The organism is Saccharothrix texasensis (assembly GCF_003752005.1).
GTDB lineage: Bacteria > Actinomycetota > Actinomycetes > Mycobacteriales > Pseudonocardiaceae > Actinosynnema > Actinosynnema texasense.
In genome coordinates this window covers 4,719,113-4,735,237 of record NZ_RJKM01000001.1, presented here as the reverse complement: position 1 = coordinate 4,735,237, position 16,125 = coordinate 4,719,113, and the positions used below count along the sequence as shown (strand labels likewise).

The 16,125-nt window shown below is 71.7% G+C and carries 17 protein-coding genes; 9 read left to right on the top strand and 8 right to left on the bottom strand.

Going from position 1 to position 16,125, the window contains the following annotated elements; translation table 11 throughout:
- Positions 1-17: 17 nt before the first annotated feature.
- Both EDD40_RS20245 and EDD40_RS20240 read right to left on the bottom strand, forming a co-directional pair.
- On the bottom strand, positions 18-842 hold the full coding sequence (locus tag EDD40_RS20245) for an MBL fold metallo-hydrolase (protein WP_123744316.1): 825 nt from the start codon (positions 840-842) through the stop codon (positions 18-20).
- Positions 839-1,393: a TetR/AcrR family transcriptional regulator gene (locus tag EDD40_RS20240; protein ID WP_123744315.1), complete on the bottom strand. Its 555-nt coding sequence runs from the start codon at positions 1,391-1,393 to the stop codon at positions 839-841. Before EDD40_RS20240 ends, EDD40_RS20245 begins: the two co-directional genes overlap by 4 nt.
- Before the next feature lie 68 nt (positions 1,394-1,461).
- Between EDD40_RS20240 and EDD40_RS20235 the strand changes: the two genes are divergently transcribed.
- The gene (locus EDD40_RS20235; RefSeq protein ID WP_123744314.1) at positions 1,462-2,334 is read left to right on the top strand and encodes an aldose 1-epimerase family protein; all 873 of its coding nucleotides are present in this window, start codon (positions 1,462-1,464) and stop codon (positions 2,332-2,334) included.
- A 19-nt stretch (positions 2,335-2,353) separates the two neighbouring features.
- Positions 2,354-3,547, top strand: coding sequence for an amidohydrolase (locus tag EDD40_RS20230; RefSeq protein ID WP_123744313.1), 1,194 nt, complete (start codon positions 2,354-2,356; stop codon positions 3,545-3,547).
- Between the two features lie 169 nt (positions 3,548-3,716).
- On the opposite strand, the gene EDD40_RS20225 is transcribed toward EDD40_RS20230, so the two are convergent.
- Positions 3,717-4,859 (bottom strand): acyl-CoA dehydrogenase family protein, encoded by a 1,143-nt coding sequence (locus EDD40_RS20225; protein WP_123744312.1) that lies wholly within the window; start codon positions 4,857-4,859, stop codon positions 3,717-3,719.
- A gap of 88 nt (positions 4,860-4,947) precedes the next feature.
- Here EDD40_RS20225 and EDD40_RS20220 point away from each other — a divergent pair, with 88 nt between their 5' ends.
- The 3 genes from EDD40_RS20220 (at position 4,948) to EDD40_RS20210 (ending at position 8,061) form a co-directional block, all read left to right on the top strand.
- Positions 4,948-5,544: a TetR/AcrR family transcriptional regulator gene (locus tag EDD40_RS20220; RefSeq protein WP_123748158.1), complete on the top strand. Its 597-nt coding sequence runs from the start codon at positions 4,948-4,950 to the stop codon at positions 5,542-5,544.
- The gene (locus EDD40_RS20215; RefSeq protein ID WP_123744311.1) at positions 5,541-6,479 is read left to right on the top strand and encodes a carbohydrate kinase family protein; all 939 of its coding nucleotides are present in this window, start codon (positions 5,541-5,543) and stop codon (positions 6,477-6,479) included. Before EDD40_RS20220 ends, EDD40_RS20215 begins: the two co-directional genes overlap by 4 nt.
- A 268-nt stretch (positions 6,480-6,747) precedes the next feature.
- Complete coding sequence (locus EDD40_RS20210) at positions 6,748-8,061, top strand: citrate synthase (protein ID WP_123744310.1); 1,314 nt, start codon at positions 6,748-6,750, stop codon at positions 8,059-8,061.
- A gap of 76 nt (positions 8,062-8,137) precedes the next feature.
- On the opposite strand, the gene EDD40_RS20205 is transcribed toward EDD40_RS20210, so the two are convergent.
- Together EDD40_RS20205 and EDD40_RS20200 are read right to left on the bottom strand one after the other, a co-directional pair.
- Entirely contained in the window at positions 8,138-9,088 is a 951-nt protein-coding gene (locus EDD40_RS20205; protein WP_123744309.1) for a hypothetical protein, read from the bottom strand.
- 4 nt (positions 9,089-9,092) lie between these two features.
- Entirely contained in the window at positions 9,093-9,671 is a 579-nt protein-coding gene (locus EDD40_RS20200; protein WP_123744308.1) for a PadR family transcriptional regulator, read from the bottom strand.
- An 81-nt stretch (positions 9,672-9,752) separates the two neighbouring features.
- On the opposite strand from EDD40_RS20200, the gene EDD40_RS20195 reads away from it, so the two are divergent.
- Entirely contained in the window at positions 9,753-11,024 is a 1,272-nt protein-coding gene (locus EDD40_RS20195) for a cryptochrome/photolyase family protein (protein ID WP_123744307.1), read from the top strand.
- Positions 11,025-11,099: 75 nt separating this feature from the next.
- On the opposite strand, the gene EDD40_RS20190 is transcribed toward EDD40_RS20195, so the two are convergent.
- Genes EDD40_RS20190 through EDD40_RS20180 form a run of 3 tightly spaced genes read right to left on the bottom strand, consistent with a single transcriptional unit; the run spans position 11,100 to position 13,483 of the window.
- Entirely contained in the window at positions 11,100-12,287 is a 1,188-nt protein-coding gene (locus tag EDD40_RS20190) for an ABC transporter permease (RefSeq protein WP_123744306.1), read from the bottom strand.
- On the bottom strand, positions 12,284-13,195 hold the full coding sequence (locus EDD40_RS20185) for an ABC transporter ATP-binding protein (protein ID WP_123744305.1): 912 nt from the start codon (positions 13,193-13,195) through the stop codon (positions 12,284-12,286). Before EDD40_RS20185 ends, EDD40_RS20190 begins: the two co-directional genes overlap by 4 nt.
- 30 nt (positions 13,196-13,225) lie before the next feature.
- The gene (locus EDD40_RS20180) at positions 13,226-13,483 is read right to left on the bottom strand and encodes a helix-turn-helix transcriptional regulator (protein WP_123744304.1); all 258 of its coding nucleotides are present in this window, start codon (positions 13,481-13,483) and stop codon (positions 13,226-13,228) included.
- Positions 13,484-13,679: 196 nt separating this feature from the next.
- On the opposite strand from EDD40_RS20180, the gene EDD40_RS20175 reads away from it, so the two are divergent.
- Genes EDD40_RS20175 through EDD40_RS41060 form a run of 3 tightly spaced genes read left to right on the top strand, consistent with a single transcriptional unit; the run spans position 13,680 to position 16,119 of the window.
- The gene (locus tag EDD40_RS20175; protein ID WP_123748157.1) at positions 13,680-14,123 is read left to right on the top strand and encodes a YbaB/EbfC family nucleoid-associated protein; all 444 of its coding nucleotides are present in this window, start codon (positions 13,680-13,682) and stop codon (positions 14,121-14,123) included.
- Between the two features lie 11 nt (positions 14,124-14,134).
- The gene (locus EDD40_RS20170) at positions 14,135-14,449 is read left to right on the top strand and encodes a type VII secretion target (protein ID WP_123744303.1); all 315 of its coding nucleotides are present in this window, start codon (positions 14,135-14,137) and stop codon (positions 14,447-14,449) included.
- Complete coding sequence (locus tag EDD40_RS41060) at positions 14,446-16,119, top strand: WXG100 family type VII secretion target (RefSeq protein WP_148088844.1); 1,674 nt, start codon at positions 14,446-14,448, stop codon at positions 16,117-16,119. The genes EDD40_RS20170 and EDD40_RS41060 overlap by 4 nt, the downstream gene beginning before the upstream one ends.
- Positions 16,120-16,125: the final 6 nt, after the last annotated feature.

The window sequence follows — 16,125 nt, the reverse complement described above, 5'->3', positions numbered from 1 at the left end:
TGAGTACCGCTACTCAATCAGGCGTGCACGTTCTGGTGGCGGCGCAGCTCGGTGGCGTCGTGGGCGCTGAAGACGTCAACCTCGTCGTGGTGGTCGCGCACCAGCTCCCGCAGCCGTTCCTGGTTGGCCACGCGCAGCTCGGGCAGCACCTGCATCCGCTTCTGCATGAAGGTCAGCGCGGGCGGGCAGTGCTTCTCCGCCTCCACCTCGCCGTGGAAGAAGTACGAGTCGCCCGCGTGCAGCAGCCACCGGTCGCCGACGCGCACCGCGACACCCGTGTGCCCGTGCGTGTGCCCGAACAACGGCACCAGCAGCACGTCCGGCCGCACCTCGCGCACGCCCTCGAAGCCGAACCACGACTCACCGGTCGTCGCGTGCGGCGCCCACCGCGGGCCGTGCGACCACTGCCCGTCCGGGTAGCGCACCTTGTCGTTGCCCGTCTTGCCCGGACGCGTCGCCGCGGCCAGCTCCTCCGCCGACACGTGCACCCGCGCCCGCGGGAAGTCGCGCAGACCGCCGCCGTGGTCGAGGTCGAGGTGGGTCAGCACGACGTCCCGCACGTCCGACGCGGCGAACCCGAGCGCCTCCACCTGCCGCAGCGCGGTTTCCGCCTCGTCCAGGGCGGGCCGGCTCATCAGCCGCCACCCGCGGGTCAACGTCTCGCCCGGCCGGCGCACGTCGTCCAGGCCGAGGCCGCTGTCGACCAGGACCAGGCCGTCGTCGGTCTCCAGCAGCAGCACGTGGCAGACCAGCTCGGCGGCTCGGAAGTAGGAGCCCTCGCCGGTCACCAGCTTCCCGCCGAGCGGGCGCATGGTGCCGCAGTTCAGGTGGTGCGCTTTCACGGTCTCGGCCTTCCCAGGAGTGCGCCCAGCCGGGCGGCGACGGCGTGCAGGGGGTCCGGTGAACGGCGGGTGCGGGCGAGCAGCAGCGCGCCCTCGACGGCGGCCAGCACGACCGTCGCCAGGTCGTCGTCACCGACGTGCGCGGCGATGAGCCGTTGCCAGGAGGCGTAGACGTCCTCGCAGGCGACGCGGATCGGCTCGCTGTCCGAAGCGGCGTCCAACGCCACCGTGGCGACGGGGCACCCGCTGCGGAAGTCCGAAGCGACCAGCTCCTGGCCCAGCACCTCCAAGGCGCGGGAAAGCGCTTTCGCCGGGTCGGGTTCGGCGGCCAGCGCGGCGGCGAGCGCTTCGCACAGCTCGTTGCCCGCCAACGTCACCGCCTCGACCGCCAACTGCTCCTTGCCGCCCGGGAAGTGGAAGTAGAGCGAGCCCTTGGGCGCGCCGCCCTCGGCGAGCACCTGGTTGATCCCCGTCGCGTGGTAGCCCTGCGCCCGGAAGAGGCCGGCCGCGGTGCGCACCACCCGTTGGCGGGTGTCGGTCCGTCTTGGCATGGTTTTAATATAGAGACCGGTCTAGTAACTAAGTCAAGGGGAGAGCAGCTCGGATACGCTCCTGACCCATGCTGGAGATCGCCCACGGCGCGGCACGCGCCGTCATCGCACCCGAGGGTGCGGGACTGAAGTCCTACGAGGTCGGCGGCGTGCCGTACGTGGAGACGTACGACGACGAACCGCCCATGGGCAGCGGCGCGGTGCTGGTGCCGTGGCCCAACCGCACGGCCGGCGGCAGATGGGTGCTCGACGGCGAGGAGCAGCAGCTGGAGATCGGCGAGCCCGCCCGGGGCAACGCCATCCACGGACTGGTGCGCCGCGCGATCTGGGGCACCGTGGAGCACACGGGGTCGCTGATCTCGCTGGAGACGCCGGTGGCGGGCCTCGGCTGGCCGGTCGAGCTGCGCACCACCATCACCTACGCGCTCGACGACAACGGCCTCACCGTCTCGCACGGCGTCACCAACGTGGGTGACAAGCGGACCCCGTTCGGGGTGGGCACGCACCCCTACCCGCGCGCCGGCGCGTCCCTGACCGACGAGACCTCGCTGTCGCTGGCCGCCACGACCGTGCTGCCGGTGGACGCGCACACCATGATCCCGAACGGCCCGGCGGAGCCCGTGTCGGGCGACTACGACTTCCGCGTGGCGCGGTTGCTCGGAGGTGTGAAGCTGGACACCGCGTTCGGTGGCTGCGAGCCCGTGGACGGGCTGGTGCGGCACGTGCTGAAGGGCCCGGCCGGCGGCGTCGAGGTGTGGGCGGACCCGGACTTCAAGTGGGTGCAGGTCTACACCCCCGACGACTACCCCGGCCGCGGCCGCGCGGTGGCGATCGAGCCGATGACGTGCCCGCCGGACGCGTTGAACAGCGGGGTCGACCTGCTGTGGCTGGAACCGGGCGAGTCGTGGGCCGGCCGCTGGGGTTTGCGCCCGTTGTCATAGACCGTTAGCGTCGCTAACTATGAACGTCGCCATCACGGGTGGGTACGTCGTCCCGGTCGCCGGAGAGCCGATCGAGGGCGGCACGGTCCTGATCCAGGACGGGAAGATCGTCGCGGTCGGCCCGGACGTCGAGGTGCCGGACGGCGTCCCGGTCGTGGACGCGGCGGGGAACTGGGTGCTGCCCGGCTTCGTGGAGGCCCACGGCCACCTCGGCGTGCACGAGGAGGGCGAGGGCTGGGCCGGGCAGGACACCAACGAGATGACCGACCCCAACGGCGCCCGGCTGCGCGCGCTGGACGCGATCAACGCCGCCGACCAGGGCTTCGCCGACGCCCTGTCCGGCGGCGTCACCACCGCGGTGGTCAAACCGGGGTCCGGCAACGTGATCGGCGGCCAGACCGTGGCCGTCAAGTGCTGGGGCCGCACGGCCGACGAGATGCTCGTGCGCAACCCCGTCAGCGTGAAGAGCGCGTTGGGCGAGAACCCGAAGCGGGTGTACGGGGAGCAGAAGAAGCTGCCGTCCACGCGCCAGGGCGTGGCGGCGGTGATCCGCGACGCGTTCACCAAGGCGCAGGACTACGTGGCCAAGCGCGACGAGGCCGACGGGGCGTTCGAGCGGAACACCACGTCCGAGGTGCTGGCACGGGTGCTGTCGGGCGAGCTGCCGTGGTGCCAGCACTGCCACCGCGCCGACGACATCGCGACGGCGTTGCGGCTGGCGGACGAGTTCGGCTACCGGCTCATCGTCAACCACGGCACCGAAGGTCACCTGATCGCGGACGTGCTGGCGGAGCGTGGGATCCCGGTGATCATCGGGCCGCTGTTCACGTCGCGCTCGAAGGTCGAGGTCCGCAACCGGTCGTTGCGCAACCCGGGCATCCTGGCGCGTGCGGGCGTGCAGATCGCGATCACCACGGACCACCCGGTCGTGCCGATCCACTTCCTCGTGCACCAGGTCACGTTGGCCGTGAAGGAAGGCCTCGACCCGAAGGTCGGGCTGGAGTCGATCACCGTCAACCCGGCCCGCATCATGGGCCTGGACGACCGCGTGGGCTCCCTGCGGCCGGGCCTCGACGGCGACGTCGTGATCTGGTCGGGCGACCCGCTTGACGTGATGAGCCGAGCCCTGAAGGTCTACGTGGAAGGCCGCGAGGTCTACCGCTACTCCGACGGCGAGGAAATCGTCACCAACCCCTTCTACACAGAACCCTGACCCCCGAGAGTCCAACCTCCAGGCCGCGAGAGTCGTACGTTCAGGCACCCCGAATTCAACGCTCATGCCTAACGGTGTGTGGGCTCAGCGTTGAATTCAGGTGCTCTTAACGTACGACTCTCGCGCCGTGAAGGTAGGACTCTCGCGCCGTGAAGGTACGACTCTCGGGTCAGGAGCGGAGGGAGCGGCCGATGACGAGGCGTTGGATCTGGTTGGTGCCCTCGAAGATCTGGAGCACCTTGGCCTCGCGCATGTAGCGCTCCACCGGGAAGTCGCGGGTGTAGCCGGCGCCGCCCAGCACCTGCACGGCGTCCGTGGTCACCTTCATCGCCGTGTCGGTGCAGACCAGCTTCGCGATGGCGGCCTGGCGGCGGAACGGGAGGCCGCGGTCGCGGCGGCGGGCCGCCTCCAGGTAGGTGGCACGGGCGGACTCCACGGCGGCGGCCATGTCGGCGAGCATGAACTCCAAGCCCTGGAAGTCGATGATCGCCCGGCCGAACTGGGTGCGCTGCTTCGCGTACGCGACGGCCTCGTCCAGCGCCGCCTGCGCCAGCCCCACGCCGCACGCGGCGATGCCGAGGCGGCCGGAGTCCAAAGCGGACAGTGCGATCTTCAGGCCGTCGCCCTCGGCCCCGATCAGGCGGTCCGCGTCGAGCCGCACCCCGGAGAACGACAGCTGCGCGGTGATCGAACCCGTCAGGCCCATCTTGCGCTCCGGCTTCGCGGCGACCAGCCCCTCGGCCCGTCCGGGCGCGAAGAAGCAGCTGACGCCCTTGCCGCCGTCGTCGGACGTGCGCGCCATCAACGTGTAGAAGTCGGCCACGCCGGCGTGCGTGATCCACGCCTTGGCGCCGTTCACGGTGTAGTGGTCGCCGTCCCGCACGGCACGCGTGGACAACGCGCCCGCGTCGGAACCGGCGTGCGACTCCGACAACGCGTAACCGCCGAGCAGGTCACCCGCCAGCACGTCGGGCAGCCAGCGCGCCCGCTGCTCGTCGCTGCCGAACGTCGCCAACGCGTAGCTGGACATGATGTGCACCGACAGCCCGACGCCGACCGACATCCACGCCGACGCGACCTCCTCCAACGCCTGGAGGTACACCTCGTACGGCTGCTCGCCCCCGCCGAACCGCTCCGGGTACGGCAGCCCGAGCAGCCCGGTCTTGCCGAGCAGCAGGAACGCCTCGCGCGGGAACCGCGAGTGCTCCTCCGCCTCGGCGGCGTGCGGCGCGAGCTCGTCGCGCGCGATCTCGCGGACCAGGGCGAGCAGGTCCTCGGCCTCGGTGGTGGGCAGCAGGCGCTCGGCGGGCATCGTCGACCTCCGGATCGCGGGTACTGTCGGCAGTACTGTGGGACGTACTCCAGTACTGTAACCCGGCACTGTGACAGAGTTGCCGCTCATGACCTCGATCGTGCGCCGTCCGCTGACGCCCAGACAGGTGGAACTGCTGGGCAGGCTGGAAGCGCTCGTGCTCGCCGAGGGGTTCGCGCACTTCACGCTGGACGACCTCGCGGCCCGCCTGCACTGCTCCAAGTCCACGCTCTACGCGCTGGCCGCGAGCAAGGAGCAGCTGGCGGTCAAGGTGGTCGGCCGCTACTTCAAGGGCGCGGCCGAGCGGATCGAGCAGCGCATCGCCGACGTGGAGGACGTGCGCGCCCGCGTGGGCACCTACCTGGCGGGCGCGGCCGAGGAGCTGCGGCGGGCGTCGGCCCAGTTCATCACGGACGTGTCCGCGTTCGCGCCCACGCGCAGCACCTACGAGCGCAACGCCCGCGCCGCCGCCGAGCGCATCCGGGAGTTCATCCAGGAGGGTGTCCGCGACGGGGTGTTCCGGGACGTGCATGCGACCCTGATCGCGGAGATGGCCGGTCTGCTCATCGAGGGCATCCAGACCGGTGTGCTGCCCCGGCGCGCGGGGGTCTCGGACGCCGAGGCGTTCACCGCGCTGGGTGAACTGCTGCTGGACGGGTTGCGGAGAGAACGGAGCCAGTCGTGATCGTCGTTGCAGGTGAGGCGCTGGTCGACCTGGTGCCCACGCCCGGGGGCGACCTCGCGCCGCGGTTGGGCGGCGGGCCGTACAACGTGGCCGTGGCCGCCGGTCGCCTCGAAGCGCCGGTGAGCTTCCTGTCGCGGGTGTCGACCGACCTGTTCGGCGACCGGCTGGTCGAGCGGCTGCACGCCTCGACCGTGCGCACCGACCTGGTCCAGCGCGGCGACCAGCCGACGACGCTGGCCGTGGTCGGGCTGGCCGACGACGGCTCGGCGCGCTACTCGTTCTACGTCGAGGGCACGGCGGACCGCCAGGTGACCGATCCGGGGCCGCTGCCCGCCGGCACGAAGGCGGTGTCCTTCGGCACGCTGTCGATGGTGCTGGAGCCGGGCGCGAGCACCTACGAGCGCGTGCTGTGGCGCGAGGCCGAGCGCGGCGCGCTCACCGTGCTCGACCCGAACATCCGCGCGGGCCTCATCCACGACCCGATGGCCTACCGCGACCGCTACGACTCGTGGCTGCCGCACGTCGGCCTGCTGAAGGTGTCCGTCGAGGACGCGCGGTGGCTGGCCGACCTCCCCGAGGACGCGCCCGAGGACGACGTGCTGGAGGTCGTGCGCGACTGGCAGGGCGCGGGCCCGGCCGCCGTCGTGCTCACGCGGGGCGGCGACGGGCTGGCCGTGCTGACCGCCGCCGGCGACGTGATCCGCGTCCCACCCACGCCCGTGGACGTGGTCGACACCATCGGCGCGGGCGACACCGTGCAGGGCGCGCTGCTCGCCTGGCTGCACGAGCACGACGCGCTGTCCGTCGAGGCTGTCCGGGGTCTGGACGCCGCCGGGTGGGGTCGGGCGCTGGCCTACGCGGGCGCCGCGGCGGCCATCACGTGCTCCAGGGCGGGCGCCGAGCCGCCCTTCAAACGAGAGCTGGAGATGACCTAGCTCTCACCCCTCGTGAGATGGAGAAACAGCCCTGAAGGGCTACCGTGGTGGATGCACGCTAGCCACCCATGCATCCGGATGTGATGCCGGTCCCATCTCACAGAATCGGTTCACACCGCGACTGTGTGGAGGGTCGTCCTCTGACTAGCGTGGGAGAACTGACAGGACCCCAACGGGGTGGTGCTGCGGTGCGGGGCGATCCCACGCCCGCGCGCATGCGTGCGAGACCCGCATGAGCCACCCCGCCCTAGCGTGAGAGGGACTCTGCATGCCCGACGCGACGACTGCGCCGAACGACACCCGTACCGTCGCGCTGCGCCATCCGGGCGGAGAGCACGAGATGAAGGTAGTGCCGGCCACCGAGGGTGCGCCCGGTATCGACCTCGGGAAGCTCCTGGCCACAACAGGTCTGGTCACACTGGACAGCGGGTTCGTCAACACCGCGTCCTGCTCCTCCGAGATCACCTACATCGACGGTGACGCCGGCATCCTGCGCTACCGCGGCTACCCGATCGAGCAGCTCGCCGCGAAGTCGAACTTCACCGAGGTCAGCTACCTGCTGATCTACGGGGAGCTGCCGACCCAGGCTCAGCTGGAGGAGTTCTCCTCCAAGATCAACCGGCACACGCTGCTGCACGAGGACCTGAAGCGGTTCTTCGACGGCTTCCCGCGTGACGCCCACCCCATGCCCGTGCTGTCCTCGGCGGTGTCCGCGCTGTCGACGTTCTACCAGGACAGCCTCAGCCCCTTCGACGCCAACCAGGTCGAGATCTCCACGATCCGCCTGCTGGCCAAGGTGCCCACCATCGCGGCGTACGCCTACAAGAAGTCCGTGGGCCAGCCGTTCCTGTACCCGGACAACTCCCTGGGTCTGGTGGACAACTTCCTGCGCATGACGTTCGGCTTCCCGGCCGAGCCGTACGACGTCGACCCCGACCTGGTGCGCGCGCTGGACCTGCTGTTCGTGCTGCACGCCGACCACGAGCAGAACTGCTCCACGTCGACCGTGCGCCTGGTCGGCTCGTCCGAGGCGAACCTGTTCGCGTCGATCTCGGCCGGCATCAACGCGCTGTTCGGCCCGCTGCACGGCGGCGCGAACTCCGCGGTGCTGGAGATGCTGGAGAAGATCCGGCGCGAGGGCGGTGACGTCGCCTCGTTCGTGAAGAAGGTCAAGAACAAGGAGGACGGCGTCCGCCTGATGGGCTTCGGCCACCGGGTCTACAAGAACTACGACCCGCGCGCCGCGATCATCAAGAAGACGGCCGACGAGATCCTCGGCAAGCTCGGCGCGTCCGACGAGCTGCTGGACATCGCCAAGGCGCTCGAGGAGACCGCGCTCGCCGACGACTACTTCGTCGAGCGGAAGCTGTACCCGAACGTCGACTTCTACACCGGCCTGATCTACCGCGCGATGGGCTTCCCGACGAAGTTCTTCACCGTGCTGTTCGCGCTGGGCCGGCTGCCCGGCTGGATCGCGCACTGGCGCGAGATGATCAACGACCCGGCCACCAAGATCGGCCGCCCGCGGCAGGTCTACACCGGTGCGCCGGAGCGCGCCTTCGTGCCGCTCGACCAGCGCTGACCGCGGTTCCCACCACGCGCACGGCGAAGGCCCGCACCGATGTCCGGTGCGGGCCTTTCCCGTTGCGGCGCAACGGTCAGCCGCCCAGCTCGGCGATCAACGCGCGGTAGGCCCCGAACGCGGGCTTCGGGGTGTAGTCGTCGGTCGTGAGGCCGAAGTTGTGGAACAGCCCGGGATTCGCGCTGTCGGCGTCGCGCAGCGCGAAGTGCGTGTAGCCGGTGATGCCCAGGCGGTCGGCGTTCTCGGCGACGACGCGGACCACCGCCTGCACCACCTCCGCCTGCCGGCGGGGCGACCGGTCCGGTCCGGTGGGCCACCCGTGCTCGGTGACGTGCAGCGGCACGTGCCCGAGACCGGCGGCGCGCAGGAGTTCGCGGTGGTGGGACAGGAGTCCCGCCACGCCCTCCGCCAGGTCTCCCGCCACCGGGCGGAACACGTCGGGGAAGAAGTCGAGGCCCACGTAGTCGAGCGCGTCCGCGAACGCCGGGGCGCCGGCGGTCAGGTCGGTGAGGAACGACGCCGCCGGGCCGAACAGCGGTGTGGTGTTGAAGCCGACCGCCAGGTCGTGGCCCAGTTCGCGGGCGCGGGACTTGGCCGCGACCACCCCGGCGGTGATCGCGTCGCGGACGCCCGGGTAGTGGCCGTCCAGCACCGGGTTGTCGGTCACGTTCGGCTCCTCGGTCACCTGGAGCATCGCGGTGACCGCGCCGTGCCGCTCGACCAGCGCGCGCACGAAGTCGCAGTAGCCGGCCACGTCGCCGGTCGCCGACTGGTACTGCGCCACCAGGTCCAACCGCCGGCCGCGCACCGCGTACCGGGCGGCGTCGGCGGGCGTGGTCGGGGTTTCCCCGGTGTCCTTGAACGCGTTGTCCTTGAACGCGGTGTACGCGCGCACGACGAACGGGCCGCCCGTGCCCTGCAACTCGTCCAGCAGGGCGGAGATGCGCTCGGGCGAGTCGGGCGCGCCGGTGGCCAGGCCACCCGCGTCGTCACCGGTCGCGCCGCCGGGGTAGATGCCGAAGAGCATCGGGTCAGTCCTCTCGGAGGGGCCAGATCAGGGAGCCGGCGCGGATGTCGTCCACCACCGCGTCGATCCAGGCGAGCTCGGCGCGGGCCTGGCCCAGCGCGTACTCGGCCTCGATGACGTGCAGCCGGGGCACGCCGCCCGCCAGCACCTCGGCCAGGCCGCGCTCGTCGGCGGCGATGCGGGCGGACAGCCGCTGCCCGCGTTCGGTCAGGGCCTCGACGGCGCCGATCGGGCCGAGCGCGCCGAGGTGGGCGACCGCGCCGAGGAACTGGGTGAACTCGCGCTGCGGCGTGCGGATCTGGCTGTCCAGGCGCCGCACCAGCTCGTCGTGCCCGGCGTCGGTGAGGGCGTACACGGTCCGTTCCGGGCGGTTGCCGGTGCGCTCGGTGCCCTGCGGCGCGACCCAGCCGGCCGTCACCAGGGCCTCGACGACGTCGTACAGCGTGCCCCGGTTGATCGCGGCGGCCCGGTCGCCGCCGCGCGCCCGCAGGTCGGTGAGCATCTGGTACGGGTGCGCGGGGTGCTCCAGCAGGAGGCCCAGCACCGCCAGCACCACCGGGTTGTCGAGCGCGCGTCGTGGCATGGTCGAAATCTATCAGTCGAAATCGACTAATACGAATGGACTGGTCGTGCAGGGTGCCCGGCGCGCTCTTAGGGTCGATCCGTGGACTCCTCGACCGTGGTGTGGTTCCGGCGCGACCTGCGGACCGCCGACCACCCCGCGCTCCTCGCGGCGGCCGGCCGGGCGTCACGCGCGCTCGCGCTGTTCGTGCTCGACCCCGTGCTGCTGAAGGCCTCCGGCGAGCCCAGGGTCGAGTTCCTGCACCGGTGCCTGCGGTCCCTGGACGCCGAACTCGACGGGCGGCTCGTCGTGGTCGAGGGCGACCCGGTGGAGGTCGTGCCGAGGGTGGCCGCCGAGGTCGGCGCGTCGTCCGTGCACGTCTCCGCCGACGCCGGCCCGTACGGGCGCACGCGGGACGCGGCGGTCGAGGAACGGGTCGAGCTGGTGCGCGCGGGATCGCCGTACGCGGTCACGCCGGGGCGGGTCACCAAGGCCGACGGCACGCCGTACCGGGTGTTCACGCCGTTCCTGAAGGCCTGGCTGGACCACGGGGTGCGCCCGCCCGCCGAGACCGGCGCGTCGTCGGTGGACTGGATCCGGTCGGACCTCGGGCGCGCGCTGCCGCCGGGGGAGGCGCTGCCGGACGTCCGGGCGCTGTGGGAGGCGTTCCGCGACGAGAAGCTGCCCGACTACGCCACCCGCCGCGACCGGCCCGACCTGGACGGCACCAGCAGGTTCTCCGCGTTCCTCAAGTGGGGCGTGGTGCACCCCCGGACGCTGCTCGCCGACCTCGGGCCCGGCGCGGGCGCGAAGGCGTACCGCACCGAGCTGGTCTGGCGCGACTTCTACGCCGACGTGCTGTGGCACCGGCCGGACTCCGCGCGCCGCAACTACAACCGCGCGTTCGACCGGATGCCGCTGGACGACGACCGCGCCCGGTTCGAGGCGTGGTGCGAGGGCCGCACCGGCTACCCGTTCGTGGACGCCGGGATGCGCCAGCTGCGGCAGGAGGGCTGGATGCACAACCGCGTCCGCATGGTCGTGGCGAGCTTCCTCGTCAAGGACCTGCACCTGCCGTGGTGGTGGGGCGCGCGGCACTTCATGCGCCACCTGGTGGACGGCGACCTCGCGTCCAACCAGCACGGCTGGCAGTGGGCGGCCGGCACCGGCACGGACGCGGCGCCGTACTTCCGCGTGTTCAACCCCGTCACGCAGGGCGAGAAGTTCGACCCGGACGGGAACTACGTGCGCCGGTACGTGCCCGAGCTCCGCGACGTGCCGGGCAAGGCCGTGCACCGGCCGCGCGACCCGATCGTGGACCACGCGCACGAGCGCCAGGAAGCGCTCGCGCGCTACGCAGCCGTCAAGGGTTGAGCACCGTCGAGAGTCGAGCACCGTCAAGGGTTGAGCTGTCGGGGCGGACGCCGTCGAGGGGTCGGCGTTCGCCGGTCAGCGCAGCACGTCCCGCAGCCGCACGCGCGCGCCCGTGCGCAGGACGGCGTTGGAGTACACCTTGCCGCCCAGCCACGTGATCGCCGCGATCGCGGCCAGCGCGAGCACGATCGCCAGCAGCACCTGCCACGTCGGCGCGACGCCCATCGCCATCCGGCCCGGCATCAGGATCGGCGCGAACGGCGGCAGCAGCGACAGCACCGTCACCGTCGTCCCGCCCGGGTCGGTGACCATGAAGTTGATGCCGAGCAGGAACGCCACCACGATCGACATGCTGATCGGCATCAGCACCGCCTGGAGCTCCTCCTGGCGCGACACCAGCGACGCCGCGGCGGCGAAGACGGTGGCGTACAGGAAGAAGCCGAGCACGTACCACAGCAGACCGGTGGCCAGCGCGCCGCCGGCCACGCCCGCCACGTCGATCACCCCCGTCAGCGACGCCAGCGCCAGCCCCAGGCCGCCGATCACGAGCAGCTGGAGCAGCCCCACCGCGCCGAGCCCGATCACCTTGCCCAGCAGCAGCTGCCACGGCCGCAGCGTCGCCAGCAGCAGCTCCACCACCCGGCTGGACTTCTCCTCCACCACGCCCTGCGCGACCATCGCCCCGTAGACCAGCAGCGAGTAGTACAGCAGCCCGGCGATCACCAGGCCGATGGCCAGCCGCTGGCCGCTCCGCGGGTCCTCCGGCTCCAGCGCCACCACGTCGACGCCCGCGCGTTCGACGTCGCGCGCCACCTCGGCCGGGTCGACGCCCGCCTCGGCCAGGTTCGCGTCCAGGACCTGCTGCTTGACCAGCAGGTCGAGCGAGTTGCGCAGCGAGTCGCCCAGCGAGTCCTTCACCACCACGCGCAGGTCGTCCGACGCGCCGGTGATCAGCGCGTCCACGTCGCCCGAGCGCACCTGCTCCTCGGCCGCCGCCACGTCGGTCACGTCGACGGTCTCCACCTCGCGGCCGAACGACCGGGCGGTCTGCTCCAACGGCTCCGCGAGCGCGGTGGCCTGGCCGCTCAGCGCGACCCGGTCGCGGCCGGCGTCGTCGAACAGCAGGACCTGGAGCAGCACGTAGCCCGCCATCAGGGCGATGATCACCAGGGTGCCCCACACGAACGACTTCGTGCGCACCTTGCCCAGGAACTCCCGGCGCGAGACCAGGAACACCGCCCGTCCGGGGGTGAGGCTGCTCATGCGGCGGACTCCTCGGTCACCACGCTGCGGAACAACTCGGTCAGCGACGGCCGCTGCCGGGCGAACTCGTGCACCGGACCCGTGTCCAGGGCGGCGCGCAGCACGGCCTGGTCGTCCACGTCCGACGTGACCTCCAGGACCGTGCGGCCGGTCGACGTGTGCGCCGACCGCACGCCCGGCAGGTGGTCGGCCCACCCCGGCGGGGCCAGCGGGGCGTCCACCACCAGCTTCGACTCGCCGCCGGCGCGCAGCTCGGCCACCGTGCCGGACGCCACGAGCGTGCCGCTGCGCACGATGCCGACCCGGTCGCACAACCGCTCCACCAGGTCCAGCTGGTGGCTGGAGAACACCACCGGCACGCCGCTCGCCGCCTTCTCGCGCAGCACGTGGCTCATCACGTCCACCGCGACCGGGTCGAGGCCGGAGAACGGCTCGTCCAGCACCAGCACGTCCGGCTCGTGCACCAGCGCCGCGGCCAGCTGCACGCGCTGCTGGTTGCCGAGGCTGAGCTTCTGCACCTCGTCGTCGCGGCGGTCGCGCAGGCCGAGGCGGGCGATCCACTCGTCGGCGGAGCGGTGCGCGGCGTTGGTCGACAGGCCGTGCAGCTCGGCCAGGTAGACGAGCTGGTCGAGCACCTTCATCTTCGGGTAGAGGCCGCGCTCCTCGGGCATGTAGCCGATCCGTCGGCGGGTCTCGAAGGTGATCGGCTCGCCGTTCCACCGCACCTCGCCCGAGTCGGCGGCCAGCACGCCGAGCGCGATGCGCATCGCGGTCGTCTTGCCCGCGCCGTTGCTGCCGACGAAGCCGTACAGCTCGCCCGCCCGCACGTCGAAGGTCATCCCGTCGAGCGCGACGACCTCCCCGTAGCGCTTGGAGACCCGGTCGACCTCCAGCACTCCCTTTGCCACGTGCCCTCCTCCTGTCGTGACGGGTCGTGCCTAGCCGTAGACCTGCGTGGACAGCGGTTCGAACGGCGTGCGGCTGAACACCGCCTCGACCGGCAGGCCGAACACGGCGCAGATCCGCAGCGCCAGGTCGAGGCTCGGGTAGTGGTCGCCCCGCTCCAGCGCCCCGATCGTCTGGGGGTTGACCCCGACCGCCGCGGCCAACCCCGCCCTGGTCATACCGCGTTCGACCCGAAGCACCCCGATCCGGTTGTGGATGGGTTGCCCAGGGCCCCGGCGCACCGGACTCATGCTACGAAGTGTTGCGAAAACCCAACAGAACGGCAAGTAAACAATTCACAGAATAGGCCGAACGGCGGTATCCGCCGGGGTACGTGCCCGAGAAATCACGTTTCGGTGAAACGATACGTCGCCGGGAACCGAATCGAGGGTCGACGGGTCGAATTGCGCAGTAGGGCCGCAAGCCCCGTGGCCGTGAGGGGTGAACATGGAGCCGGACCAGTGGCTCGCGCAGTACGGAGAGAAGATCGAGCAGGCCAAGCGGAACGCCGCGCAGGCCGAGACGCAGCTCGGTGGCGTCGGCGGCAGCGCGACGTCCCCGGACGGCCTGGTCACGGTCACCGTCAACGCCTCGGGCGCGTTGACCGACCTGATCCTGCGCCCGCAGCTGCGCGGCGAGGACCCCGAGCGGATCTCCGGCGCGATCATGACCGCGGTCGCGCAGGCGCAGCGCGCGGCGGCGGGCAAGGTCGTCGAGATCATGACGGAGTTCGTCGGCGACAGCCCCGCGCTGGAGTTCGTGAAGGCGAAGATGCCCAACGGCTATTCGGGTGACGGCACGGACGCCGTGGAACCGGAGCCCGAGTTGCAGCGTCGAGACACCAGGCCCGACGACGACTACTTCACCAACCCACCCGATGTCATGGCCTGAGCAGGGGGTAGATGACCATGTTCGACTCGTTCAACGTGAACCCGGAGGAGATCCGGGCCCACGCTGGCACGGTCGACCAGTTGACGCAGCGGATGCTCTCGGCCACCAACACCGCTGACCCGTCGCTGTCGACCGACGCCTTCGGCGTGTTCGGTTCGTTCCTGGCGCAGTTCCTGCTCAAGACGGCCGGCTCGTCGCAGGACATCCTCGGTCAGGCCGCGGAGACCGTCGCCGACATGTGCCAGGGCCTCAAGGAGGTCGCGGACCTCTACGAGAACGTCGACCTCGACAACGCGTTCGGCTTCACCGGAAAGGCACGGGGATGAGCGGGCAAGCCACCACCTCCCAGGGTCGTGACCCGTCGCACCTGATCAGCGACGTGCAGGGCACCGTCGCGGCGGTCGAGCGCGGCGACTGGGTCCAGGCCGGTCTCGGCATGGCGAACACCGCCATGGGCATCGTCGGCATGGCCAGCAACCCGTTGTCGGGCTTCCTGTCCGCCGGGTTCAGCTGGGCCATCCAGCACGTCGACTTCCTGCGCGAGCCGTTCGACGCGCTGCTCGGCAACCCGCAGGCCATCCAGAAGATGTCCGACAGCTGGGCGTCCGCGGCCAAGCAGATCGAGGGCATCGTCGCCGACTACCGCCGCACGTCGGTGGAGGAGACCCGGACCTGGCGCGGCCGTTCCGCCGACGGGTACCGGGCGGCGAGCAAGAGGCACGCGGCCGGGCTGGAGACGCTGTCCAAGGCCACCCAGGGCATCTCGCGCGCGGCCAAGGGCGCGGGCGAGCTGGTGGCGACCGTGCGCAAGACCATCATGGACCTGATCAGCCAGGCCGTGTCCGACATGGTCATGAAGATCATCCAGTGGCTGGCGGCGTCGTTCCTGACCTTCGGCGCGGCCATCGGCGCGGCGATCGCGGACATCGTGCAGATGGCGTGCAACTACGCCAAGAAGCTCGCCGACTTCCTGCAGAAGCTCGGCAACTCGCTCAAGAAGCTGATCGACCTGATCAAGTCGGTCGCGCAGATCGCCCAGACCGCCAAGCAGATCCTGCAGGCGATCACCGCGATGACGTCGTCCAACAAGGGCGGCGGCGGTGGCGGCTCGGGACCGCGGCTGTCGCAGGGCGGGCTCGGCCTCGACGAGCGCCGGCTCGCCGACATGGACCGGGGCGCGAACGAGCGGTACACGAACAACCCCGGCGGCGGCGGTGGCGGCGGCGGGTCGACCATCCCGTCCGGCGGCACCAACCCGATCGGTCCGGTGGTGAGCCGTCCGCCGACGGTCGGTGTGGGCTACGGGCCGGGCATCGACGGCGCGACCGACCCGAGCCGCGCCTACCCGGGTGGTCCGGGCGGTCCCGTGGTCAGCCGTCCGCCCTCGGTGGGCACCGGCGGCGGCTCGGGCGGTTCCGGCTCCGGTGGTTCCGGCGGGTCCGGCAGCGGTGGCCACTGGGAGCCGGGTCGGTGGGTGCCGGACGGTTCCGGTTCGACCGCGGGCCGGGTGCCCACGCCGCCTTCGCTGAGCGGCACGACGTACGCGACGGGCAACGCGCCCTCCGTGCCGACCGTGCCGCCGATCCGGCCGGTGTCGGCTGACCTGCCCACCGCCGGTGGCGGTGCCGGCGGAGGCGCCGGTGGCGGCTTCGCCGGTGGCGGCGGCGGTTTCGCCGGCGGTGGCGGTGGTGGCGGCTTCGCGGGTGGCGCCGGTGGCGGTGGCGCCGGCGGGTCCACGCTCCAGGCCGGCGGCTCGTCCGGCGTGCTCGGCCAGGCCGGTGGCCCGGCGGGCGGCGGCGCGGGTGGCGCCGGTGCGCCGGGCGCGGGCGGCGGACGTCCCGGTGGCGTCGGCGGCGCGGGCATGATGGGCGCGCCGATGATGGGCGCCCCGGGCCAGGGCGGCGACGGCAAGGACCACCAGCGCAAGGTGCGGCTGGAGGGCGAGCCCCTGATCGAGGAGCCGCCGAAGGCCGCGAAGCCGATCATCGGCGAGTGACCTGAA